At 38.1% G+C, this 24,712-nt stretch carries 21 protein-coding genes; 17 read left to right on the top strand and 4 right to left on the bottom strand.

The window, feature by feature from the left end; genetic code table 11:
- Positions 1–291: 291 nt before the first annotated feature.
- From AC27JP_RS02275 to AC27JP_RS02260, 4 genes are all read left to right on the top strand, one after another.
- A complete protein-coding gene (locus tag AC27JP_RS02275; RefSeq protein WP_487111817.1) occupies positions 292–2,058 on the top strand; it encodes a DEAD/DEAH box helicase in 1,767 nt (588 codons plus the stop codon).
- A gap of 370 nt (positions 2,059–2,428) precedes the next feature.
- Positions 2,429–3,472 (top strand): 4-hydroxyphenylpyruvate dioxygenase, encoded by a 1,044-nt coding sequence (gene hppD / locus AC27JP_RS02270; protein WP_487111816.1) that lies wholly within the window; start codon positions 2,429–2,431, stop codon positions 3,470–3,472.
- A 617-nt stretch (positions 3,473–4,089) separates the two neighbouring features.
- Positions 4,090–4,857 carry a hypothetical protein gene (locus AC27JP_RS02265; protein ID WP_487111815.1) on the top strand — a complete coding sequence of 256 codons (768 nt, stop codon included), beginning with the start codon at positions 4,090–4,092 and terminating at the stop codon, positions 4,855–4,857.
- A 123-nt stretch (positions 4,858–4,980) separates the two neighbouring features.
- Complete coding sequence (locus tag AC27JP_RS02260) at positions 4,981–5,931, top strand: hypothetical protein (RefSeq protein ID WP_487111814.1); 951 nt, start codon at positions 4,981–4,983, stop codon at positions 5,929–5,931.
- A 371-nt stretch (positions 5,932–6,302) separates the two neighbouring features.
- Here the strand turns inward: AC27JP_RS02260 and suhB are convergent, their stop codons facing one another.
- On the bottom strand, positions 6,303–7,106 hold the full coding sequence (gene suhB, locus AC27JP_RS02255) for an inositol-1-monophosphatase (RefSeq protein ID WP_487111813.1): 804 nt from the start codon (positions 7,104–7,106) through the stop codon (positions 6,303–6,305).
- 398 nt (positions 7,107–7,504) lie between these two features.
- Between suhB and trmJ the strand changes: the two genes are divergently transcribed.
- From trmJ to AC27JP_RS02200, 11 genes are all read left to right on the top strand, one after another.
- On the top strand, positions 7,505–8,254 hold the full coding sequence (trmJ, locus tag AC27JP_RS02250) for a tRNA (cytosine(32)/uridine(32)-2'-O)-methyltransferase TrmJ (protein WP_487113418.1): 750 nt from the start codon (positions 7,505–7,507) through the stop codon (positions 8,252–8,254).
- Between the two features lie 66 nt (positions 8,255–8,320).
- The gene (gene cysE, locus AC27JP_RS02245; protein ID WP_487111812.1) at positions 8,321–9,130 is read left to right on the top strand and encodes a serine O-acetyltransferase; all 810 of its coding nucleotides are present in this window, start codon (positions 8,321–8,323) and stop codon (positions 9,128–9,130) included.
- A gap of 160 nt (positions 9,131–9,290) precedes the next feature.
- Positions 9,291–9,800 carry a Fe-S cluster assembly transcriptional regulator IscR gene (gene iscR / locus AC27JP_RS02240; protein ID WP_487111811.1) on the top strand — a complete coding sequence of 170 codons (510 nt, stop codon included), beginning with the start codon at positions 9,291–9,293 and terminating at the stop codon, positions 9,798–9,800.
- Positions 9,801–9,829: 29 nt separating this feature from the next.
- Entirely contained in the window at positions 9,830–11,044 is a 1,215-nt protein-coding gene (locus tag AC27JP_RS02235) for an IscS subfamily cysteine desulfurase (RefSeq protein WP_487111810.1), read from the top strand.
- 19 nt (positions 11,045–11,063) lie between these two features.
- On the top strand, positions 11,064–11,447 hold the full coding sequence (gene iscU, locus AC27JP_RS02230) for a Fe-S cluster assembly scaffold IscU (RefSeq protein WP_487111809.1): 384 nt from the start codon (positions 11,064–11,066) through the stop codon (positions 11,445–11,447).
- Between the two features lie 14 nt (positions 11,448–11,461).
- Positions 11,462–11,785 carry an iron-sulfur cluster assembly protein IscA gene (iscA, locus tag AC27JP_RS02225; protein ID WP_487111808.1) on the top strand — a complete coding sequence of 108 codons (324 nt, stop codon included), beginning with the start codon at positions 11,462–11,464 and terminating at the stop codon, positions 11,783–11,785.
- A 27-nt stretch (positions 11,786–11,812) separates the two neighbouring features.
- The gene (gene hscB / locus AC27JP_RS02220; RefSeq protein WP_487111807.1) at positions 11,813–12,340 is read left to right on the top strand and encodes a co-chaperone HscB; all 528 of its coding nucleotides are present in this window, start codon (positions 11,813–11,815) and stop codon (positions 12,338–12,340) included.
- 129 nt (positions 12,341–12,469) lie between these two features.
- Complete coding sequence (hscA, locus tag AC27JP_RS02215; RefSeq protein ID WP_487111806.1) at positions 12,470–14,344, top strand: Fe-S protein assembly chaperone HscA; 1,875 nt, start codon at positions 12,470–12,472, stop codon at positions 14,342–14,344.
- A gap of 4 nt (positions 14,345–14,348) precedes the next feature.
- The gene (fdx, locus tag AC27JP_RS02210) at positions 14,349–14,687 is read left to right on the top strand and encodes an ISC system 2Fe-2S type ferredoxin (protein WP_487111805.1); all 339 of its coding nucleotides are present in this window, start codon (positions 14,349–14,351) and stop codon (positions 14,685–14,687) included.
- Between the two features lie 446 nt (positions 14,688–15,133).
- Positions 15,134–16,378 carry an HlyD family secretion protein gene (locus tag AC27JP_RS02205; protein WP_487111804.1) on the top strand — a complete coding sequence of 415 codons (1,245 nt, stop codon included), beginning with the start codon at positions 15,134–15,136 and terminating at the stop codon, positions 16,376–16,378.
- Positions 16,378–18,513 (top strand): peptidase domain-containing ABC transporter, encoded by a 2,136-nt coding sequence (locus AC27JP_RS02200; RefSeq protein ID WP_487111803.1) that lies wholly within the window; start codon positions 16,378–16,380, stop codon positions 18,511–18,513. Before AC27JP_RS02205 ends, AC27JP_RS02200 begins: the two co-directional genes overlap by 1 nt.
- Positions 18,514–18,665: 152 nt before the next feature.
- Here the strand turns inward: AC27JP_RS02200 and AC27JP_RS02195 are convergent, their stop codons facing one another.
- From AC27JP_RS02195 to AC27JP_RS02185, 3 genes are all read right to left on the bottom strand, one after another.
- Complete coding sequence (locus AC27JP_RS02195; protein ID WP_487111802.1) at positions 18,666–18,890, bottom strand: hypothetical protein; 225 nt, start codon at positions 18,888–18,890, stop codon at positions 18,666–18,668.
- 266 nt (positions 18,891–19,156) lie between these two features.
- On the bottom strand, positions 19,157–19,378 hold the full coding sequence (locus tag AC27JP_RS02190; RefSeq protein ID WP_487111801.1) for a hypothetical protein: 222 nt from the start codon (positions 19,376–19,378) through the stop codon (positions 19,157–19,159).
- 280 nt (positions 19,379–19,658) lie between these two features.
- Complete coding sequence (locus AC27JP_RS02185; protein ID WP_487111800.1) at positions 19,659–19,904, bottom strand: hypothetical protein; 246 nt, start codon at positions 19,902–19,904, stop codon at positions 19,659–19,661.
- 195 nt (positions 19,905–20,099) lie between these two features.
- Between AC27JP_RS02185 and AC27JP_RS02180 the strand changes: the two genes are divergently transcribed.
- Positions 20,100–21,317 carry a lanthionine synthetase C family protein gene (locus tag AC27JP_RS02180; protein WP_487111799.1) on the top strand — a complete coding sequence of 406 codons (1,218 nt, stop codon included), beginning with the start codon at positions 20,100–20,102 and terminating at the stop codon, positions 21,315–21,317.
- Positions 21,318–21,332: 15 nt separating this feature from the next.
- A complete protein-coding gene (locus AC27JP_RS02175) occupies positions 21,333–24,479 on the top strand; it encodes a lantibiotic dehydratase (RefSeq protein WP_487111798.1) in 3,147 nt (1,048 codons plus the stop codon).
- Positions 24,480–24,712 lie beyond the last annotated feature (233 nt).

Raw genomic sequence — 24,712 nt, 5'->3', positions numbered from 1 at the left:
AAAAGGCTGTTTTTGCCATTAAATTGCATGAAAATGGCTTTAATGCTTGTATAAAGAACAAGCATCTGTATAATGCGCGCCTCTGTGATTGCGATGCGAATTTATTCTGTAAATGACTTTAATCACGGAAAATTTAAATGAGTGGGGTATATCCGCCCAATAGACTTGCCCAGTTAACTGTTCAACGTTAACGTACCGAATGTGCCTTAAGTCTTCCTGGTGGTTTCCTCGTATATGTACGTAGGAATTTTGGCGTTTTGCCGGTTTCTACCATGAGAAGACAAAATTTATATGACTGATCTTAACAATGCCTCTGTAGGCTTTGACACCCTTGGTTTGCCTGAAAACTTAGTATCTGCTGTAAAAGCACTAGGTTTTGAATCATCTACTGCAATTCAAGCACAAACAATTCCTCCATTATTGGCAGGTAAAGATGTACTTGGTGAAGCACAAACAGGTACCGGAAAAACTGCAGCATTTGGCTTGCCTGCATTGGCAAAAATTGATGTTACTTTACGTAAGCCACAATTAATGGTGTTAGCACCAACACGTGAACTAGCGATTCAAGTTGCAGAAGCAATTGAAACTTTTGCTAAAGATATGAAAGGACTTCGTGTAGCTACTTTATACGGTGGTCAATCTTACCAACCACAATTTCAGCAGTTAGAACGTGGTGCACAGGTTGTTGTTGGCACACCTGGTCGTTTAATGGATCACTTACGTCGTAAAAGCTTGAAGTTAGCTAACTTATCATTTTGTGTGCTTGATGAAGCTGATGAAATGTTAAACATGGGCTTTTTAGAAGATATTGAGTGGATCCTTGAACATTTACCAAAAGAAACTCAAATGGCATTGTTTTCAGCAACTATGCCTCCGCAAATTCGCAAAGTCGCCAATCGCTTTTTGAAAGAGCCTGAGCATATTAAAGTTGCTGCAGTGAAAAAAGCAAAAGCTAATATTACCCAATACGCATGGAAAGTTAGCGGCATTAATAAAATGACTGCTTTAGAGCGTATTGCAGAAACCGTTGATTATGATGCCATGATCATTTTCGTGCGTACTCGTAATGATACTATCGAGGTTGCAGAAAAATTAGAGCGTGCTGGCTATGCATCTGTTGCTTTAAATGGTGATATGAACCAAGCGCAGCGTGAACGCACAGTTGATCAACTTAAATCAGGCGTTTCATCAATTCTTGTTGCTACTGATGTTGTTGCTCGTGGTTTAGATATTCCACGTATTTCATTAGTTATTAACTATGATTTACCAGGCGATAACGAAGCATATGTTCACCGTATCGGTCGTACAGGTCGTGCTGGCCGTAGTGGTACGTCAATTTCATTTGTTCGCCCTCGTGAAATGTACTCATTACGTCATTATGAGCGTTTGACTTCGGGTAAGGTTGAAATGTACGACCTACCAAATATTCAAGAAATTGGTAAAGCACGTATTGAACGCACTCGCAATGAACTATCTAGCGTTGTTGCTGATAAAGAATTAACGGCAATGCGTGAAATTATTGAAGCAATGGCCAATGAGTCTGAGCTTTCAATGACTGATTTAGCTGCAGCTTTACTTTACCAAAAGCAGTTAAAGCAACCGCTTCAACCGAAAGAAGATCCTAAGCCTCGTCGTGAAGCGCGTGAGCGAAATGATCGCGATGGTCGTGGCCGTAACGACAGTCGTAGTGGTCGTAATGAACGCGGACGCAATGAAAACCGTGCTGAACGTGCACCGCGTAAAGCAAAAGTAGCGCGTTCTGACGTTGATTGGCAAACATACCGCCTAGAAGTAGGTAAAGAGCATGGCGCACGCCCTGGTGATATCGTTGGCGCAATCGCTAATGAAATATCATTAGACAGCAGCTACATTGGCGCTATCAACTTACATGACAAGCATAGTTTCGTGCAGTTACCAAAAGGTATGCCTGATAAGTCATTTAAGCAATTAAAGCGTGTACGTGTTCGTCGTCAAGCATTAGAAATCACGGTTTCTGATAGCCAAGCGGCTCCTGCAGAGCGCTCATCTCGTCCACGTAAAGAACAACGTACTAACTAGTTTTTACGTAAATAATTTGCTAAAAACGCCAACTCTTAACTAGAGTTGGCGTTTTTTTATGACTAGCACTTTCTATTGTTTAAGTGCAAAAGCTCGCAGGCTCAGCAAAGATAGCTAATTCAATAGAACTTAACTTAACGCTTTTAATGGGGCTTATCTGAGCGATTCTTTGTGGTGAAAAATAGCTGTAAATAAATTGTTACATCGCTGAGCGCTGCCTTATATAGGCTGGATCAGAGTCGCTTAAAATTTACCTGATTTATACGTAAAAATAGTTTTACGCCGCAAAAATTGTCGGTTTCTTCATTCACTTCCTCTACAAAGAATTCGCGGTAATAATCGCTCTATTGCTAGAGCGAGAGAATTAACTATGACAGAAGTAACAAACCCACTTAATTTACGTGGTATCGAATTTATTGAATATGCGTCACCAGATTCAGACTTTATGGAAAATGCGTTTTATGGTTTTGGTTTTTCTAAAACTAAAAAATTCAAAGGTCGTGATATTGACTACTTTAATCAAAACGATATCCACTTTTTCTTAAACAATGAACAAGCAGGTTTTTCTCGCGAATTTGCGAAAAGCCATGGCCCGGCTATTTGTTCAATGGGCTGGCGTGTTGAAGATGCCGAATTTGCTTTTGAGCAAGCGGTAGCGCGTGGTGCAAAATCAGCACAAGATGCCGAGAATAAATTACCTTACCCAGCTATTTTCGGTATCGGTGACAGTTTAATCTACTTTATTGATAAGTTCGGCGCTAAAGGTTCAATCTATCAAGATGACTGTGAAGATATTGCGGAGCCAGTTATTGTTAAAGACAAAGGCTTCTTAGCAGTTGATCACCTTACCAACAATGTCTATCAAGGTACTATGGAACACTGGGCAGACTTCTACAAAGGCGTGTTTGGTTTTACTGATGTTCGCTACTTTGATATCAAAGGTGAGAAATCAGCACTAATTTCATATGCGCTACAGTCACCTTGTGGCACTTTCTGTATTCCAATCAATGAAGGTAAAGGCAAGAAGAATAACCAAATTGATGAATATTTAGATGAGTATAACGGCCCAGGCGTACAGCATTTAGCGTTTATTACTGATGACTTACTTGGTTCGTTAGACCAACTAGATAAGAATATCATCGATACCTTAAATATCGTGCCTGAATACTACGATGATGTATTTGATCGTATTCCATGGGTAAAAGAAGATCCACAGCGTATTCGTGATCACCAAGTACTAGTTGATAGTCAAAAAGAAAACTCTTACTTATTGCAAATTTTCACAAAGAATATCTTTGGTCCTATCTTTATTGAAATGATCCAACGAGTTGATGATAAAGGTTTTGGTGAAGGTAACTTTACGGCGCTATTTAAATCGATTGAATTGAACCAGATGGAGCGTGGTGTGCTTTAGCAATAACACGCTATAACCGACTTAGGGAGCCAGCATTTGCTGGCTTTTTTAGCTTCATGTTTTTGAACATGACTCCATAGCCTCAAGTAAGCGTAATATTTTGACGAATTATCCCTGTGATGTTTCTTAAGATCTTCGGCACGTTTTAACGTCATTGTGAAAACATGGCTGAGAGGTGCTCATTGGCAATGAGCAGTTACTAGAGAATCGCTTGGCTGCAACAAAATTTCTAATAAGTAACTATTGGTGGTATTCATTTTTGAATTGTTAACGGTCACTTTGTGCGCATTGGAGACATTAACTTTAAATATTTTTCCATACATTTTCTAATGAATTGGCAGTTATCCTAAACCGTGTCATTTTCTTTTGCGTGGGAGTATGTATAATTTTTCCCATATGTGTATCTATACAGTTGAAGTGAATTCCTTGTTTCTGCCAATAAAAAGTAATATTTCTCAATTTCAAGCAAAGCGGTTTTACATATGCCACCCTAATCTATTGATGTATTTGGTATATTTCAGTATTGTTATGAAAAATAAATTTGAAAGAAGGAAATAATCCTTATTTAAACAAGGATTATTTCCTCTTAAGTAAGCTGTTGTACCCTGAGGTAGAGAATGCAATTAGAGGGAAATTTTAAGGGATACTTCGAATCAGTAATGGCAGAGATGGAATCAGCTGCTAGTCCTGAGGACGGGTGTGAAGAAACACGTAAAGAATTAGCTGAAGCTCTAAACAATATAGTGTGGGGGCTTGATGGAACAAGGATAATATCTAAACGACCAGAAGATAAATCGGTGTTTATTTTCTCTAAACTGTTTAAACCGTTATCTGAACTTGTTACTAATTTGGAAGCCTTGGAAAACATATCAGTCTATTCAGCCAGTTTCCCATATTCAAGGCAAAATATTTCACGTCTTGATTATCTTAAATATCATATTGAAAATTATTTGAATGAACTATATATCCTTAAAAATCGCTTAATTGCATATTTAACGACGCTAGAAAGAGCATATCGTAAATCAGGTAATATTGATCAGATTAAATGTGCATTTGAACCACTATATAAGAATGTATCTTCATCATTTGAAGGTTACGTGAATATTCGTGGAGCCCATGTTCATCAAAATAGATATACCGATGAAGAGATAGATAGGCTTTCAACCTTGAGCGTATTGACCCTATCACAAGATGAAAACTTTAGGTCGGTGATTAAACCGCTTTTCATAACTGAGTATAAAAAGGTAAGAAAAAAATGGGTTGGAAAGATGCAAAGCGATATTCATACCTTGCATAAAATTTTGTCTGAATATTTTCGTGTCGTGAGTAGTGTGTTGGTCAATAACGGAAAAATTATATATCCAACTAATGTAATGTGGGTATAACAAGTTGCTGCAACGGACTCGTCAAACTGTCACTTTTTTTGCCAAAACCCGCAAAAAAGTGACAGTTCAACTCACCGCTGAGCAAGGCGTTATGTGTATAGTAATAATGGAATATATAGCAATATGAGTTTGATCCAAACCGTTTTACGTTCTCTATATAAAAACAAAAAGTATGGTGAACTCTCATCCTTATACGAGCTTTTCGATGAGAAATTAGGTGAAGCTATTGCATCACAATTGAGTACTGAGTTGGATTTATATAATGCGAAATGTGCTTTTGAAAGAATATACGTAGATTTTCAATGGGTCGATAAAATCCCCCTTGCTTCTTTCGTTAAACAACAAAAAGACATAAATGGGAACATCATTACTAATAAAACTGAGATTGGTGATTTGTTTATTCAGTATAGGCATACCAATGCATATGGTAATGAAGTTAAATCAGGCGTCCATCAGTACTCTCATCGTTCTCTAGTCATTCAGGCAAAATTGGCTTTTGAGAAGAATCCAATTGTTCCTATTGGGAGGATTAGTAAAAATAAATGCAATTCCACAAGTAAGGAGCTTAAATTACTTGAGGACTGGCCTGAGTTTGATCTATATGAAACTTCACGGAGTTCTGAACCTCTAGCAAAAAATATAACTGTATCAAAAGGAAGTGACCCTTTTGCTTTTTATGGCGGATTTACTAACTCCTGTAAGTCATGGTCATTCGGCATCGCAAAAAATGGACAAGTATGCCGTGATAGTTTCGAGGATGTAGTTTTAAAGTTGGCTAAAGGTAACATCGGTAAAGAAATAAAGACTGATAGTGCATGGGAAACGATTTCTTCTGAAATAACTAAAACATGTAAAAATAGAAAACTACCCCCGTCGATTGCAACGGGTATAGAGTCTAGAAACAAACAAACTCGTGTGGATGGTGGCATTCTTTATTCATTTCCTAGCCCGCTATTCAATAGTATTTCTAGGATGTACGACAAATTCATTTCTTTGTTTATTAGGAAAAAAATACTTGTTCTAACTATAGATAGGGTTAGCTATGAAGGTGAAAAAATGGAACTTCATAGATAAAGTAGTTTAAAAATCACACATAACAAGTGATTATGGTTAGTTTTCAATACAAAATCTAATTCATCTAACTTAATTAGCAGTAATAGCTAATGTCTTCTCTGTGGCATTAGTTAGCATTTCAAAATGACTTGCAATGGGCAACTATGAGCTTGTTGCCGCCTATTGATATAGCACAATCCTATTATTAACAATTGTCAGTTCCGTCTGAGCTAGTGCATTTCCAATATCGACCCTTGATGACTCCTACCATTACCTCTCTCTGTAAAATCGTCATTTAAAGTAAGGCTAAAATTAAGATGAATTCTTATTTTACAGGCATAAAAAAAGCGCCTATAGGCGCTTTTAAATAGTGATGCGTAATCAGCAGTTAATTACTTGCTAAGTGCTTCACCTAAATGAGGGCGAATATCTTTTAAGATTTCTTTTGCTAAGCGTGGGCTACTTGCCACAATGTTACCAGAATTGCTGTGATTATGACCGCCAACAAAATCAGTAACTAAGCCACCAGCTTCAATCACCATTAGTTCACCGGCAGCGGTATCCCAAGGCTTCAAACCAATTTCAAAGTAACCATCAACACGACCAGCGGCGACGTATGCTAAATCTAGTGCCGCAGAGCCAGCACGACGCATATCAGATGTTTTACCGAATAAGGTTTTAAACATGTCGAAATAAGCATTGGTGTGTTGCTTATGTTTGAATGGGAAACCTGTTGCTAAAATAGCACCTTTAAGTTCTTTTGATTGTTTTACGCGAATACGGAAACCGTTAAGTTGAGCGCCTTTACCACGACTCGCTGTGAATAACTCACCACGAATAGGATCGTAAATAACTGATTGGTCCAACTTACCTTTAACTTTTAAGGCAATTGAAACGGCAAAATGAGGAATACCTTTAATAAAGTTACTGGTACCATCTAGAGGATCAATAATCCATTGGTAGTCACTGTCTTTACCTTCGATTAAACCGCATTCTTCACCAATGATGGTGTGATTTGGGTAAGATTTTTGTATCGTTTCTACGATAGCTAGTTCAGCACTTATATCAACATTAGTAACGAAGTCGTTAGTACCCTTAGATTCAATCTCAATCTTATCTACTTGTTCAAAAGCGCGCAAAATTACTTTGCCCGCAGCACGTGCAGAACGCACGGCAATATTTAGCATCGGATGCATTATCGACTACCCTATATGTTGTAAAATGTCATAAACAGCTATGTAAAAGAACGAAATTAACTTCAGTGTAAGTAAGCCTGAAATTAAGCGCGCAGAGTATAGCAAAATAAATATGCTTTGGCGACACTGTTATTTAACCTAAGTTAAATTCATTCTCTAATGGTGATTAAGTTATAGCGCAGTGGTCAAAACTTTCCTTATTTTCACGCTACTTATAAGTAAATGGACTAATCCATATTGATAAACACTAGCAAACAAATATAAAAGGCGTGATTTTTTCTCAGTACAAGGATAATGTTCTGTGGTAACATTATCGACAATTTTAGCCATCTAGATAGGTAGCAATAGTCGTAAATTGCCGCCTAAAAATTAAGTAAGTGTAGATAATGTCAGATTCTTTGTTAAGTAAAGTACGTATTGTTCTCGTTAATACCTCAGATTGTCGTAATATTGGCTCAGCCGCTCGAGCGATGAAAACAATGGGCTTAAGTGAACTTGTTTTGGTTGACCCGATTGAAATGCCAAACGGTCAAGCGCAAGCATTAGCTGCTGGCGCAACCGATGTATTAAAAAACGCCAAAGTTGTTGCTACGCTTGAAGAGGCGATTAGTGATTGTGGTTTAGTTGTTGGCACTAGTGCACGTTCACGTACTTTACCTTGGCCAATGCTTGAGCCGCGCGGTTGTGGTGAAAAGATGATTGCAGAAGCACAAGAGTATCCTGTTGCTTTGGTATTCGGTCGAGAAAGTAGTGGTTTAACTAATGACGAATTACAGCTATGTCATTTTCATGTGCAAATTCCAGCGAATCCAGAATATAGCTCATTGAATTTGGCCATGGCAGTGCAAACATTAAGTTATGAAATTCGCACTAGCTTTTTGGCACATGAACAACAAGCGTTTACTTTAAGTGAAGATGAAGAATATCCAGTGGTTGATGAAACTGAGCGCTTTTATCAGCACTTTGAAGATGCATTAAAGGCAACAGGCTTTATTGTGCCTAGTCACCCGGGGTTAGTCTTAACTAAGCTGCGCAGATTGTTTAACCGTGCACGACCCGATGTTAAAGAATTGAAAATGATGCGTGGTATTTTGGCCTCTGTTGAACGCGCTGCCAAAGCCTCGAAAATAGAAGAAAAAGCTGATTAATTATAGTCGCCGGTGTAAATAGATAGTAAGCCTGCGGCTAGAAAACCAAGAATTAAGGAAAGTGGTATGTTTAGCCGCATGAAAGAAGATATTGCCAGTGTGTTTGACCGAGACCCAGCTGCACGTAATGTATTTGAAGTCTTAACTAATTACCCGGGCTTGCATGCAATATGGTTTCATCGCTTAAGCCATAAGCTATGGAAAAACAATTGGAAGTGGCTGGCACGCAGTTTATCTACGTTTTCTCGTTGGTTAACCGGTATTGAAATTCACCCCGGTGCAACCGTCGGTCGTCGATTCTTTATCGACCATGGTATGGGGGTGGTTATCGGCGGCACGGCAGAAATAGGTGATGATGTTACCCTTTATCAAGGTGTAACCTTAGGTGGTACGAGCTGGAATGCTGGTAAACGTCATCCAACACTTAAAGATAATGTTGTTGTTGGTGCTGGCGCAAAAATATTAGGCCCTATTACCATAGGTAGCCATGGTAAAGTCGGCTCTAACTCAGTGGTTGTCAAAGATGTACCAGACAATGCCACGGCGGTTGGTATTCCAGGACGTATTGTAAACGCTAATAAAGATAACGACACCGCCGAAAATCGTGAAAAAGTCGCCAAGAAATATGGTTTTGATGCCTATGCTGTAGCAGAAGACAATCCGGATCCGGTTGCTAAGGCAATTGGGCGAGTGTTAGATCATATGCATTTAATGGACAACAAAGTTTCTGACTTATGCCGTGAAGTTAACCAACTTGGTGGTGAAGTTTGTCAGGAAGCTTTACCCGAATTACGTGTTGGCGAATTTGATGAAGATGAGAAAGCCGCGGCGAAGCGACGAGAAACTGCCGCTGAGTCTTTCGACCCAACAATATAGTTTTATAATCCCTGCTTATGGGCATTATAGGTTCAAATTTTGCCCTTTTTATTGACTAATTTTTTATCCCTAGTAGAATACTTGAGTAAATCACTCGGGTATTTAGTTGACTATTTTACAAGGTTATGTAAAATGCGCAGCAAATTGATAGGGGTAATAAATGAAACTGACGTCTAAAGGGCGCTATGCTGTAACTGCGATGCTAGATGTAGCTATTCATGCTGCTACTGGTCCTGTTCCCCTAGCTGATATTTCCGAACGCCAAGGCATCTCGCTTTCATATTTAGAGCAACTTTTTTCACGCCTAAGAAAACATGGACTCGTTAACAGTATTCGTGGCCCCGGTGGCGGTTATCGCTTAGGTAAATGCTCAGCACAAATCGCTGTCGCAGATGTAATCAACGCGGTTGATGAAAGCATCAATGCTACTAAATGTGGTGGTAAAGGCAACTGCCAAGATGGCCAACAATGTTTAACCCATTATTTATGGTCAGATTTAAGCGATAGAATCGAAGAATTTTTAAGTAGCATTTCACTTGCCGAGCTCGTCGAGCAACGAAATGTAAAATTAGTCTCTCAACGCCAAGATCAAGCCAGCGCAAAAGCGAAAAAGGCTCAGTCGTTAGAAACACTAATTACCACCCGCAACATTATGAACGACTGGCATTAATTGCCTGTTCAATTGGAGATTATTAATCAATGAAGCTTCCTATTTATTTTGATTACTCGGCAACAACACCAGTAGATAAGCGTGTTGCTGAAAAAATGATGCAGTACATGACTACTGATGGTTTTTATGGCAACCCAGCATCACGTTCACACAAGTTTGGTTGGCAGGCTGAAGAAGCGGTTGATATCGCTCGTAACCAAGTGGCTGACTTGATTAATGCTGACCCGCGTGAAATCGTTATTACCTCAGGGGCAACTGAATCAAATAACCTTGCTATTAAAGGCGCAGCAAACTTTTACAGCAAAAAAGGTAAGCACATTATTACCTGTAAAACTGAGCATAAAGCCGTTTTAGATACTTGTCGTGAATTAGAACGTCAAGGTTTTGAGGTTACCTACCTAGATCCTGAAGCTAATGGCTTAATTGATTTAAACAAATTGAATGATGCCATTCGTGAAGACACCATTTTAGTTAGTATTATGCATGTCAATAACGAAATTGGTGTTATTCAAGACATCGCCGAAATTGGCGAAATGTGTCGTGCGCGTAAAATTATTTTCCACGTTGATGCCGCGCAAAGTGCCGGTAAAATCAAAATTGACTTACAGCACTTAAAAGTTGACTTAATGTCGTTTTCAGCACACAAAATTTACGGTCCTAAAGGTATTGGTGCACTTTACGTTCGTCGTAAGCCTCGTATTCGCCTTGAAGCGCAAATGCACGGTGGTGGTCATGAGCGTGGTATGCGCAGCGGTACATTAGCAACTCACCAAATCGTTGGTATGGGTGAAGCCTTTAGAATCGCGAAAGAAGAATTAGAACAAGACGAAGCACACGTAACGAAAATGCGTGATCGCTTATGGGCTGGCCTAAACGATATGGAGCAAGTCTTCATTAACGGTGATGCGGATAAACGTTACCCAGGTAACTTAAATGTTAGCTTCAACTTTGTTGAAGGCGAATCATTAATAATGGCATTAAAAGACTTAGCCGTATCATCAGGCTCTGCATGTACATCAGCAAGTTTAGAGCCGTCATACGTATTGCGTGCACTTGGTTTAAACGATGAAATGGCGCACAGCTCAATTCGTTTTAGCTTTGGTCGCTTCACTACAGAAGAAGAAATTGACTTCGCCATTGACCTGATTAAAAAGTCAATTGGCCATTTACGTGACATGTCACCGCTTTGGGAAATGTTCAAAGACGGTATTGATTTAGACTCAATAGAGTGGGCTGCACACTAGCAGTTCAAGGAGAATTATTATGGCTTATAGCGAAAAAGTAATCGATCATTATGAAAATCCGCGTAACGTTGGTTCATTAGATAAAAATGACCCACAAGTAGCAACAGGTATGGTTGGCGCACCGGCATGTGGTGACGTAATGAAGCTTCAACTTAAAATTACTGATGAAGGCATTATTGAAGATGCGAAATTCAAAACTTACGGTTGTGGCTCAGCCATAGCTTCAAGTTCATTGGTAACCGAGTGGGTTAAAGGTAAGTCTATCGACGAAGCAGCAGAAATTAAAAATACTGCTATCGCTGAAGAACTTGCTTTACCACCGGTAAAAATTCACTGCTCAATTTTGGCGGAAGATGCCATTAAAGCGGCAATTGAAGATTACCGTACTAAGAACAACGATTAGTCTGGAGACATACTATGAGCGTAACGATGACTGCTGCTGCTGCAGACAGGGTAAAATCGTTTATCGATAACCGAGGCAAGGGCCTTGGTTTACGATTAGGTATAAAAACAACGGGCTGTTCAGGGCTCGCTTATGTACTTGAGTTTGTTGACGAACTAAATGAAGATGATGAAATGTTTGCTATCGAAGGTGTTAACATCATCATTGATGGCAAAAGCTTAGTCTACCTTGATGGTATCGAGCTTGATTTCGTTAAAGAAGGTTTAAACGAAGGTTTCAAATTCACCAATCCAAACGCGAAAGGCGAATGTGGTTGTGGTGAAAGCTTTAATGTTTAGTGAACTCACTTATTCACTGGAGTTGTTGTGAATTATTTTCAATTGTTTGGTTTAGAGTGTCAATTTTCCCTTGATCTTGCAAACCTATCAACAATTTATCAGACACTACAAAAACAAGTACACCCAGACCGTTTTGCTCATGCTTCAAGTCAAGACCAGTTAATTGCTGTGCAACGATCGACAGAAATTAATGACGCCTACCAAACGCTGAAAAACCCATTATTACGCGCGCAATACATGCTAGAATTGCGCGGCGTTGACATGCCTGACGAGCAAGCTACAGTTGGTGATGTCACGTTTTTAATGCGCCAAATGGAGCTACGAGAATTATTGGCGGAAATCAAATTTTCCGACGATACTGATGCCGCCATTTTTGCCGCCTCGCAAGTGTTTGAAAGCGAATTTGAACAACTTTTTAGTCAATTGCAAATGCAATTGGCTGAGAATAGTGATGAAGCAAATGTTTTAGCTTGTGACAATGTCAGGAAGCTTAAGTTTTATCAAAAACTACAAGTAGAACTTGATAGACTTGAAGACGCATTATTAGACGACTAGTTCTTGTTTAGGTAAATAGACAACTAGTGTCGAACTATTTAAAAGCTATTAACGGCCTTTACTGTAAAAATGGTGGAGTTGAGTTGTTAATAGTCAATCAGTAACATTATTATCTAACGAGCTATCATCATGGCATTATTACAAATTGCGGAACCGGGACAAAGCACGGTTCCTCACGATCATCGATTAGCCGCAGGCATTGACCTAGGTACCACTAATTCACTTATCGCAAGCGTTAAAAGTGGCTTAGCCGAAACGATTACTGATGAGGATGGTCAAGACATTCTTCCTTCTGTGGTTAGTTATCAAAATAATGGTATCTTGGTGGGAAATAACGCTAAAGCACTAGCGGTTAGTGACCCTGAAAATACTATCGTATCAGCAAAACGTTTAATTGGTCGTTCGAAAGCGGATATCACCGCTAAATATGCTTCTTTGCCCTATACCTTTTGCGGTAACGAGAACCACCCTGCGATTGTGACGCGTAGCGGCGAAGTGAATCCGGTGCAAGTGTCAGCACAAATTCTTAAAACCTTAGCCCAGCGTGCAGAACTTTCCTTAGGTGGCGAGTTAACGGGTGTGGTTATCACTGTGCCGGCTTATTTTGATGATGCTCAGCGTCACAGTACCAAAGATGCGGCAAAATTGGCTGGTGTTAATGTTCTACGCTTGCTAAATGAGCCGACAGCGGCAGCGGTTGCTTATGGTTTAGATACCAAACATGAAGGTAAACAAGAAGGGGTTGTCGCGGTTTATGATTTAGGCGGTGGCACCTTTGATATTTCGATTTTACGCTTAAATAAAGGCGTATTTGAAGTATTAGCTACCGGTGGTGATTCTGCCCTTGGTGGCGATGATTTTGATGAAGCCATAGTTGAGCATTTAATTGCTAAAGCGGGCTTAGTACGTCCATTGTCACCTTCAATGGAACGACAATTAACCCAACAAGCCTGTTTTGCTAAAGAACAACTTTCAAATTATGACAATGTTGATGTGTCGTTAACGCTTGAAACATCAGAGCAATGGTCTGACAGTTTAACTCGTAGTGATTTCGAGCAACTGATAGCGCCACTGGTTAAGAAAACCTTACGCGCCTGTCGACGTGCGGTGAAAGACGCCGAGTTAGCCATAGCGGATGTGATTGAAGTTGTTATGGTGGGTGGCTCTACCCGTGTGCCTTTTGTGCGCACTGAGGTAGAGAAATTCTTTGCTAAAAAACCGTTAACCTCTATTGACCCAGATAAAGTTGTTGCTATCGGCGCAGCTATTCAAGCAGATATATTAGCGGGCAATAAGCCTGATAGCGATATGCTACTACTTGATGTTACGCCATTGTCATTAGGCTTGGAAACTATGGGGGGATTAGTCGAAAAAGTGATCCCTCGTAATACCACGATCCCTGTTGCTAAGGCGCAAGAGTTTACCACCTTTAAAGATGGTCAAACCGCTATGGCAGTACATGTATTACAAGGTGAGCGCGAACTCGTTGATGACTGTCGCTCGTTAGCACGATTTGAATTACGTGGTATTCCTGCCATGACCGCAGGTGCGGCGCATATTCGGGTAACTTTTAAAGTCGACGCAGACGGCTTACTCGAAGTATCAGCAATGGAAAAATCGACCGGTGTTGAGGCAAGTATTACCGTTAAACCAAGCTTTGGCCTGGAAGAGCATGAAATTACTAGCATGTTGAAAGACTCAATGGAAAATGCTGAGCAAGACATGCAAGCCAGAATGTTGAAAGAACAACAAGTTGAAGCATCAAGGGTGATTGAGTCTATTCAAGCAGCATTAGCTGTTGATAGTCACTTATTAAACGAAGCTGAAATAGCAGAAATAGAAAGTAATATTTCTGCACTGGCAAAAACAAGCCAAACAGGAAATGCTGCTGACGTTGAAGCCGCATTAGAAACATTAAATAACAGTACCGCCGCTTTTGCTGAGCGTAGAATGGATTCGTCTATTAGAACAGCATTATCTGGCCACTCAGTAGACGAGGTTTAGTCAAATGCCACAAATAATATTTTTACCTAACGAAGAACTTTGCCCTGAAGGTGCAGTAGTACAAGCGGAAAAAGGCGAAAGCGTTTTAGACGTTGCCCTTAAAAATGATATTGGTGTTGAGCATGCTTGTGAAAAAGTTTGCGCTTGTACCACTTGCCATATGATCATTCGTGAAGGTTTTGATTCAATTGAAGAAAGTGATGAACTTGAAGATGATATGCTAGATAAAGCATGGGGCTTAGAGCCTGAATCACGCTTAGGTTGTCAGGCAATCGTTCAAGATGAAGACTTAGTGGTAGAAATTCCAAAATATACTGTGAATATGGTGTCTGAAAATCATTAACTAATTCAAAGCTTATTGATTATAAAAGATCAATCTATATTTCCTTTAAAATAGTCTATAGAAGCGCAGGGATTTAGCTATGCGAGATTCTTGACAATTACCGTAGCTAGTTGCGTATTCTTCCGTATTTAACGGAGCACAATATCCAGTCATTGATTGACAAAGGTCGGTCCCGATGTAGGTTTATTACCTCTAGTACCTTTTTCTTCAATGTTTGGTGTTACATCTTTAAATAGTTTTGTTCATTTTTATTAAGTTGTAATATATTACAACTTAATGCATTAGTTCCATTTTCGCTCTTCTCAGTATGTATTAATTAAGTATAAATATATCAATTATTTCTTTATAAAATATCATTGTTTTATCAATATCTTAATTATATTATTTAACTATCACTCTAATCTCATGTTAGGATTAATTAGGTATACACAAAATAATAATTACTTATGGAAAACCTGTTTAGACAAGAAGTCATAGAGAAAAAAAAATATAGATTAGAAGGAGCTATTAGTTTAATTCAGCCACCTGTATTCAAATTTTTAACTGCAATTATTTTATTGGTTGTTATTATCAGTCTAATTTTCCTCTCTCTCGGTTCTTATACCCGAAAAGAAAAAGTCAGTGGTGTATTACAGCCTAACACTGGGCTTATCAAGCTAGCTGCTCCGCAGTCAGGTATTATCAGTAAGCTTATGGTGAAGGAAGGGCAAACTGTTAAAAAAGGGCAGACGTTGCTAAGGGTAACTTCTGAAAAATATGGCAGTGAAGGCTTTGAACTCAACCAGTCTCTTATTAATCAATATCAATTTCAGTTAAATAGCTTGGAATATCAATTAACTCAGCAAAAATTGCAGAACAAGCTGCAAATTGATGAATTGAATAATAACCGGATTAATTTTGATAAAAGGCTAGGTCAGCTGGATGTTCAAAATGGAATTTTTAAGAAGCGTATTGAAATCAATAATAAAATAGTTACTCAAATTTCAACTTTAGCAGACACAGGTTATATATCTGAACTTGAATTAAAAAGGCAAAATGATACTTTGCTGTCCTTACAGCAACAATCATCATCTATACAATCAGAAAAATTAGCATTAGCAAATCAAGTAGCGCAGCTAGACAGTCAGTTAATACAAGTCCCGATAGAGCAAGAAAAAATAATTATTCAACTAGAAACACAGATTGAAGAGATTAAGGTACAGCTCGCTTCAGTAAAGCAGCAGCGACTGGGAGAGCTTATATCCCCAGTTGATGGGGTTGTTTCGGGCTTGCTCATCAAGCAAGGGAAAAGCATAAACAATAGCCAAAATTTGTTAAGTATTTTACCTAGTGACAGTGTTATGCAAGCGATTATTTATGTACCCACAGCCGCATTTGGCTTTATCGAAAAAGGGCAACAAACGCGTATTCGTTATCATGCTTTTCCTTATGAAAAGTTTGGCATTTATGAAGGAAGAGTTGCTGAAATCAGTGCTAACGTCATTTTACCCAGTGAAACGGATATGCCGGACATTATTTCTCAACCTTCATATCGAGTTGTCATTGTATTAGATACTGATCTTATAAAAGCCTACGGTAGGAATATCCCATTGAAATCGGGGATGCGACTTGATGCCGACATCACTATAGAGGAACGTTCTTTACTACGCTGGCTATTTGATCCTGTATTTAGTATAGAAGGGCGACTTTAATGACTATTGAATCAAGTAATATTACAGATAAATTACAATTTTGGTCCCAAAAACGACTTTCCATCATTATTCAGTCTGAGGCTGCCGAATGTGGTTTGGCATGTCTTGCCATGGTTGCTGATTATCATGGCTATAAAACTGATTTGGTATCAATGCGTCGGAAGTTTAATCTGTCTTTAGGTGGTGCCACTTTGCATGATATTATGCAATTTGCGCAATCGCTGCATTTAACTTCTCGACCTCTTCGTATTGAACTTAGTGACTTAAAAAACTTGCAAACTCCTTGCATTTTGCACTGGAACCTTAATCATTTTGTTGTCTTAAAATCAGCTAATGATACATCTATTGTTATCCACGATCCTGCCTATGGGGAAAAGCGCTTGAAAATGGCCGAAGTATCAGGGCACTTCACGGGTATCGCTTTGGAGTTAATACCCACAGAAGAATTTGAAAAAAGGGAAGCAAAGCCCAGTTTGAAGTTCTCTGATTTTTGGAGCAAGATCACAGGACTAAAAAAATCACTTTTATTGGTTTTCACCTTATCTATTTTACTTCAAATCTTTGTCCTAGCCAGTCCCTATTATATGCAGCTGGTTATTGATGACGTTATATTAACCGGAGATACCTCATTGCTAACAGTGTTGGCTGTAGGATTCTTTTTGGTTTTGTTATTTGAAATTGCTACTAATGCGTTACGAGGGCTGACTTTACTGCATTTCGGTAATTTAATGAATGTTCAACTTGGTGCTAACCTCTTTCATCATTTAATTCGTCTGCCAATGGAGTATTTTGAAAAACGCCATATGGGAGATATTGTTTCTCGCTTTGGCTCATTGCAGCAAATACGCCAGTTACTGACAACCGGGATCACGGAAACTATTATTGATGGCATCATGGCTGTGGTCACGCTTGCTATGATATTTTTCTATAGCGCAGAGCTATCGATTGTTGTACTGATTGCTGTTTTCCTTTATGCCTTAATTCGTTACTCCACCTATCAATCTTTTCGCAATATTACTGAACAGGAAATTAGCGCTAGGGCTGAAGAGAACAGTAACTTCATGGAATCTATTAGAGGCATTCAAGCTATCAAGTTATTTGGCTCTGAAGCGAAAAGAGAGGGACAATGGCAAAATCGCTATGCCAATACGATTAACCAGAGTATACGCTTGGGTAACTTTCAACTGAGCTTTGCTGCGGTAAATCGCTTACTTTTTGGCCTAGAAAATATTGTTGTTATTTACTTAGCTGCAAAATTGGTCATTAGTGGTGGATTTAGTACCGGTATGCTGTTTGCTTTTATGGCTTACAAGCAACAATTTATGGGAAAAATGGCAAGCTTAATTGAAAAACTTATAGAATTCAAAATGTTAAGTTTGCATTTTGAACGGTTGGCTGATATTGCCTTGACGGACAAAGAGCTGTTACAGCCTGAAAGTTATAAAAAACATGAAATAGGTGGTGCAATAACACTGAAAAATATTTCATTTTCCTACAGTGATGCGACACCTAAGGTTATAAACTGTTTAAGTTTGGAAATTAAAGCGGGAGAATCAGTGGCTATTACTGGTCCATCTGGTTGTGGTAAATCAACTTTGTTGAAACTAATGCTTGGATTAAACGCCCCTCAGCAAGGAGATATACTGATTGATAATATTCCATTAAGTCAATTGGGTAACTGTCAATATCGTCAGCAAATTGCTGCAGTCATGCAAAATGACGAATTACTATCGGGTTCTGTTGCCGACAACATAGCGTTTTTTGATACCTCAATAGATATGGAAAGAGTGATCTATTGTGCAGAACTTTCCGCGATCCATGATGATATAAGCAACATGCCGATGGGCTATGATAGCTTAATTGGTGATATGGGTTCTAGCCTGTCAGGAGGACAAAAACAGCGGGTTATTTTGGCTAGGGCACTATACAAGAACCCCAAAATACTGTTTATGGATGAAGCAACTAGCCATTTAGATACAAACCTTGAAGCTGATATTAACGAAGCGATTAAACGCCTAGATATTACCCGAGTGATTATTGCGCATAGAAAGGAAACTATAGCTTCGGCAGATAGAGAGGTTAAATTATCTGATTATTTTATCTCTGTTAATAAGATAGGAGAAGTAAAGGCATAATAAATTTTATTAGCTTGTACTCTAAATCGATAAACATGCATTTAATTCGAATCACTAAAAAGCCAATTGCACAGGCGAGAGGCTTTTTAGTGATAACTTCTTTTCAGTTTAACTTAGGTAATTTATTTTGAACTATTTAAATAGTGAATTTATTAAGGACAATTACCTGTAAAAGGGCCACAGTTAGCGAAAGTTGCAGTGCAGTCAGCACTATTATTACAAAACTCAGGATCTGAGTGGCACCAATCTGTTTCTATTGTATAACAGGGATCACTTGCTCCATATCCACCGCCTATATTTGGTGTCGCGTCAGCAGGGATTGCTTGAGCATCTTTAGAAAGGTTTTTTAGTTTTTTCTTATTAAGTTGTAATTTCATTAATATAGTCCTTTGTTCCGTTTAATGATTGATTGTACAATAAGTGCACATTTCAAGATTTTCACTTATTTTCTTTAATGTCAATAGTTTAATGTTTTTTTAATTTATCGAGTTTACTGGACGGATTTGGTCAAAAGCAGTTGAGTTTTTCTAAAGACACACGCGGAGCGCTTTTGATTAACTTCAGGCAAACACTTTTAAATAAAATAGAGTAACTATAGATTTATAAAAGGGAGTAATGACTCCCTTGGCTTAAATATAAATATTTACATGCAAGTATTTGTAATAGTGCACTGACCGCCAGCAGAATCACACCCACAAGAACCAGTGGTATCGCATGTCCAATCACGAGTGATTATTGTTTCTGTTGGACAAGAGGTTGAACCTAGTGGACCGCCTCCTGCAACATTAGGAGTCATATCACTTGGTAAAACTTGCGCATCTAGAGAAAGGTTTTTTAGTTTTTTCTTATTAAGTTGTAATTTCATTAATCTAATTCCTTTATTCCATTTAATGATTAGTTGTGCAAAATAGCACATAATTAAATTACTTATATTAATATTAATGTCAATAACTTAAATTGATCATGGCTGATATTTAGTACTTATTTATGCTCGGAATGAGTTGCGGACAAGTGTCTGTCTTTAGTCATAGAGTATAAAAAGAAGAGGCTTAATAAAAGTTGATTTATATAATAGATAGTTACGCTTTGTAAAAGGGACTAGATGCCCCTATATACTAATTGTGTTGAGTAGTGGTTGGACAATGCTAACAAACACCTGAAACGCATTTACCTGAATGTCCGCATAAATAGGAATAATCACAATCATCAAACCCGCTGTTATTACAGAATTGATCACTGTTACAGCCATGAAATGTTTCTTCTAAGTCTGAAGTACAGCCAGCCCAATCAGTAAAAGCCCCTGCACCAATTTGAGGGGTTGCGTTTAGGGGGAGCAGTTTGGCATCTTTCGATAGGTTTTTTAATTTTTTCTTATTAAGTTGTAATTTCATTAATATATTCCTTTGTTCCGTTTAATGAATGAAGTGTGTAAAAAACACACAGTAAAGCTATCAATAAATTTAATATTGTCAAGGGATTATAATTATTTTATTGCAATGTGGTTTTATTTTGGTAGTTTATTGGACCGAGTGTTTTTTGCTGCTGCCTGGTAGAAAATTTAATGGAGTTTGTCGTGGAAAGGGAATATGTCGAATCAAATAGAAATATCTGTAGCCCAACAACAAAAAATTAAAAGCCTTCTTAGTATCTTAACCTCAGTTATCCAGAGTAACTCTAATAATACAAAAAACTTGGGGTTACTTAGTGGTTTATCTGGTGAATTGCTATTTTTGTGGCATGTCAGTAAATATGATGATCAATTAGTAAATGAAGGAGTTTTTAATGAAAAGCTCCATTTTTTACAAGATAACTTGTCGGAAGCTGCATCAAAATTTAATCTCAGTGGTGGCTTGAGTGGTCTAGGTTGGTTTTTGGAGTATATAAATCAATCTCAGGGGGATAATTACGAACCGGAGTTTTGTGAAGAAATCGATGACATTTTATTAAGCACCCTTGATATCGAAAATTGGTATGGCGAAATAGAAATGGTGTTGGGGTTAGCTGGTTTGGCAATTTATGGTGCAAGGAGGCAGTTAAGATCTGATCAAACGTTATTTTTTGAAAAACTGATCAGCCATTTTGAAAGTCTTGCTATTCAGGTGAGTAACACTACATTGACCTGGCAGCAACCCAAATATTCAGTTTATCGTTTAGATAAGAAAAATATTGAAAAACCTGAATATAACTTAGGGCTAGCACATGGTGTGCCAGGCATTATTGCCGCAATACTACCAGCTTTAAATATACCAACTTTGTATACCCGTACTAAAATTCTCTTAATTCAAAGTTGTGACTGGCTGTTACAGCAACAGTTAAATACAAGTGAAAGACAGAGCTATTTTTCTTCATCAACTGACGGGAAGCACTATTCTCGTTTAGGCTGGTGCTATGGTGACTTGACTATTGCCCTGACATTGCATCGAGTCGGCAAAGCGTTGGAGTTGCCTTCATATATGGTGCATGCTAGAGAAATCAGTCTACATAGTGCTTTAAGAAATGAATTTAATGGCCTGGTTAATGATGCTGGACTATGTCATGGCAGTGCTGGTTTAGCCCTGATTTTTCAGTTGCTCTACAAGGAGATGGCTTTGGAAGAGTTACAACAAGCTTCAGAGAAGTGGCTGGAATTTACACTTAAACTTTACGATGAAAAAGGAATTGAAGGCCTCTATAAGTTATCTGGCTCTGACAAAACTTTCAGTGAGTGTACAGGGTTTTTGGAAGGCTATGCAGGCATAGGTTTGTGCTTACTAAGTGCTTATAGCGGCGAAAGCGATTGGACAGACTGTTTGTTTTTGTCGTAGGTTTAAGGAAAAAACATGTTTAAAACAAAAATTAAAAATGAAGATTTCTTTGTCATTAGAACACCGAGAATGCCTATAAATGGCCTACTGTCATTAGATTCAGATAAGGAAAAAACTAGGCGACAAATATTAAGCTGGATAGAAAAAACAGAAGTTGTTGAAGCACTCTACTTAGCAACGCCATCTTTGATGGAACGTATTGATTACTGGAAAAAAAAGCCAGACTCTAAACAAGGTAAAAAAGTAGAGCAGGCTCTTTTGAAGTATATGATACGAATGGGATCACGGCCTACGCCTTTTGGATTATTTTCGGGAATTCATTTAGGGAAAATAACTACAGAGACTAAATTGAATAGTGATGCTCTTGAAAAAGACACTCGAAAAACACGTTTAGATATGTTTTATCTTTCTGCGGTAAAAGAGCAATTATTAAAGTCGGATATTCGCAGTGATAACTTAAAATATTACCCTAACCCGTCTTATTACATAGTTGCAGAGCAATGCCGTTATATCGAAACATATCAGTCAAATAAAAGTCGTCAATACAGGTTGAGTGCTATAGAAAGAGATGAATATTTTGATTTTTTGTTAGTGTCGGCTAAAAAAGGGTTGAGTTTTCATGCGTTGGTTAAAGTTTTTATCGAGCTGTATAATGAAACAGAGCAAGATGACGTTGAAGCATATGTACAGCAACTTATTGATGAATCAATCTTAATAGCTGATATTCCTTTGCCTCTTACCGGTGAGGCTCCCGATAGCGCATTACTCAAGTCGCTTTACCAAATCAATGAAAAAACAACAGCGGATCATCTTAGTACTGCGCTTCTCCAGCTTGAAAAATTGGATCAAGAAAAAGGCGCTGAGATTAGTAACTATAAAAATATATTAGAGCACCTTAAGCAACTGCCGACGAAAGCAGATGAAAGCAAACTTTTTCAAGCTGATATTTACCGAAGTTTTAAGTACTGTGACTTAAGCCAAGATGAAATTTCACGATTGTTAAAGCAATTGGTTTTACTTAAAGGTTTAGGGCATGAAGATACGGATATTTTTAGGGATTTTATTTCTAAGTTCAATGCCCGTTACGAAGGGCAATTTGTACCACTGGATAAGTTACTTGATGATGAATCGGGTATTAGTTTTTCGAACGAAACAGGATATGAGTCGCCATTACTAGCAGGATTAAATTTGGCTAGAAGTCATGGTCAAACAGCGATAGCTCCGAAAGTTTCAGTATTAGAAGGCCTTGCTACAAGAGCAATAACGCTGCCTGAAAATAGAAATAAGCAGATAATTCATTTAAAAAGTAAAGAACTTAAAACACACCTCAACGGCCATTCGCTAGATGCAAACTTACCTGCATCTTTTGCTGCAATGGTTTCCCTCTATCAAGATGAAAAACAAAACTCACTGGTTAAATTTAATGGTTGTTATGGCCCTTCAGCGGCAAATTTACTCGGAAGGTTTTGCCATCTCGATAGTGACTTGGAAAGGAAGGTTAAAGAGCATTTAGCAAGGGAAGAGGAACTATCACCTGATGTTATATTTGCTGAAATAGTTCATATGCCAGAAGGGAGGCCTGGCAATGTAATAGCCAGACCACACCTTAGAAAGCATGAAATTGTGTTTATGGCTGATTCGAGTTTGGATTTGAACTATCAAATTCCTGTAAGTGATCTGTACGTTTGGGTTGAAGGAAGGCAAGTAAAACTTTGGTCTAAGCGCTTGAAAAAACAAATTATACCTAGGTTGTCATCAGCACATAATTACTCTTCGCGCAGTCTGAGTATATATAAATTTTTAAGCATGATTCAAAGGCAATCTGGCATGGTTCCTGGATTTTCGATGCCAGCCAGCCAGGCACAAGCACGCTTTGTTCCTCGTATTATGTTGGATAATTTGATACTTTCTGAAAAAATGTGGCGAATTCCACGAAAGGAACTTGAAGCAGTCATTAAAAATTCAGACATTGAACATGCTAAATTAGCTGCGCTGCAAGAAAAATATCAAATGGATGATGTAGTTTCTTATGCAGTGAGTGATAACGTGTTGCAACTTAATATCCGAAATCCTCAAATGCTGGAAATCTTGTTGGCTGAAACCAAGGGGCGGTTTGATGTTGAATTGAAAGAGGTACTGACAACTCATTACGAAACTCCAGTTAAAGCGGATAACGGTGAATACTTTACCAATGAATTGATTATTCCTTTTTTTAATGAAGAAGCCAAAAAGCATCAAACCTTCAAGGAAAATCCTCAAGCTAATATTGAAGCTAAACCTATAAAACGTAGATTTTCTCCCGGCTCTGAGTGGTTAAGCTTGAAACTCTACTCAGGTAATTCGTCCGTTGAAACAATTCTTGCAGAAAAGCTCTTACCATTGATTGAGGCTTCTAATGTCTATTTTAATAAATGGTTTTTTATTCGTTATGGCGATCCAGATTGGCATCTAAGGTTACGTTTTAATGGTGAACCAGACAAGCTGTATGGACAGTTCCTTCCCAAATTAAATAAGCTTCTCGAGCCTATGGTTGAAAATGGTGAAATCCATAAAATAGAATTGTTTACCTATGAGAGAGAGGTTGAACGCTATGGCGGTCCAGCTTCAATGGCCTTGGCTGAATCTTTGTTTATGCTTGATAGTCAATTGATAGCTAAGGCAGCCCAATTAATTCAGCTATATGGTGAGGACATTAGATGGAGAATCACCTTATTAGTTACTGATAAGTTACTGTCTTTATTTAAATATACTGACGAAGAAAAGCTTACCTTAATTTCTCAGTTGAGAGCTGGTTTTGGTAAAGAATTTAATGAAAGTAGTATATTGAGAAAGCAACTCGGTAATCGATATCGAGAGATAGAGGAGGTATTGAGAGATGATGCAGATAAGTATAATTTAGTTAATTTAGAAAGCTTGTCAGCTAGTCAAAAAGATGTTTTTCCTTTGATTGAGAGATGGCAGCAGGAAGCAGTACCTTATGTGCAATCTATTATGGCAATGTATCAAGAAGGTGAAGGACTTAATTGTTCAAAAGATACATTACTTGGTTCTATCTTGCATATGCATAACAACCGTATGTTTAAAGCATATGGTAGAGAGCAAGAACTTGTAATGCATGACTTTTTAAGGCGGGTATACTTTTCAAAGGGGAAAGGAAAATAAAAATTATTTTATCCTAAAGTGAACATACCATCAATATAGTGTCTGAAAATCACTGATAGTAGTTCAGAACGTTAAATTAATAATATTTTAAAAAGGGTAATAACAGAAATGTTATTACCCTTTTTTCGTTTTTAGCTAAGATTGCTGAAATTGCCTCCAGTCTTAAGTTTTTAAATTAGAGCCTTTAATTTTTAGATTATCTTCTAAATTAGCGGAATTTAAAAATAGGTTTT

The organism is Colwellia sp. SU-HH01172 (genome assembly GCF_057553355.1).
The sequence above is the reverse complement of the archived record's forward strand: the minus strand, read 5'-3'. Positions and strand labels throughout refer to the sequence as shown.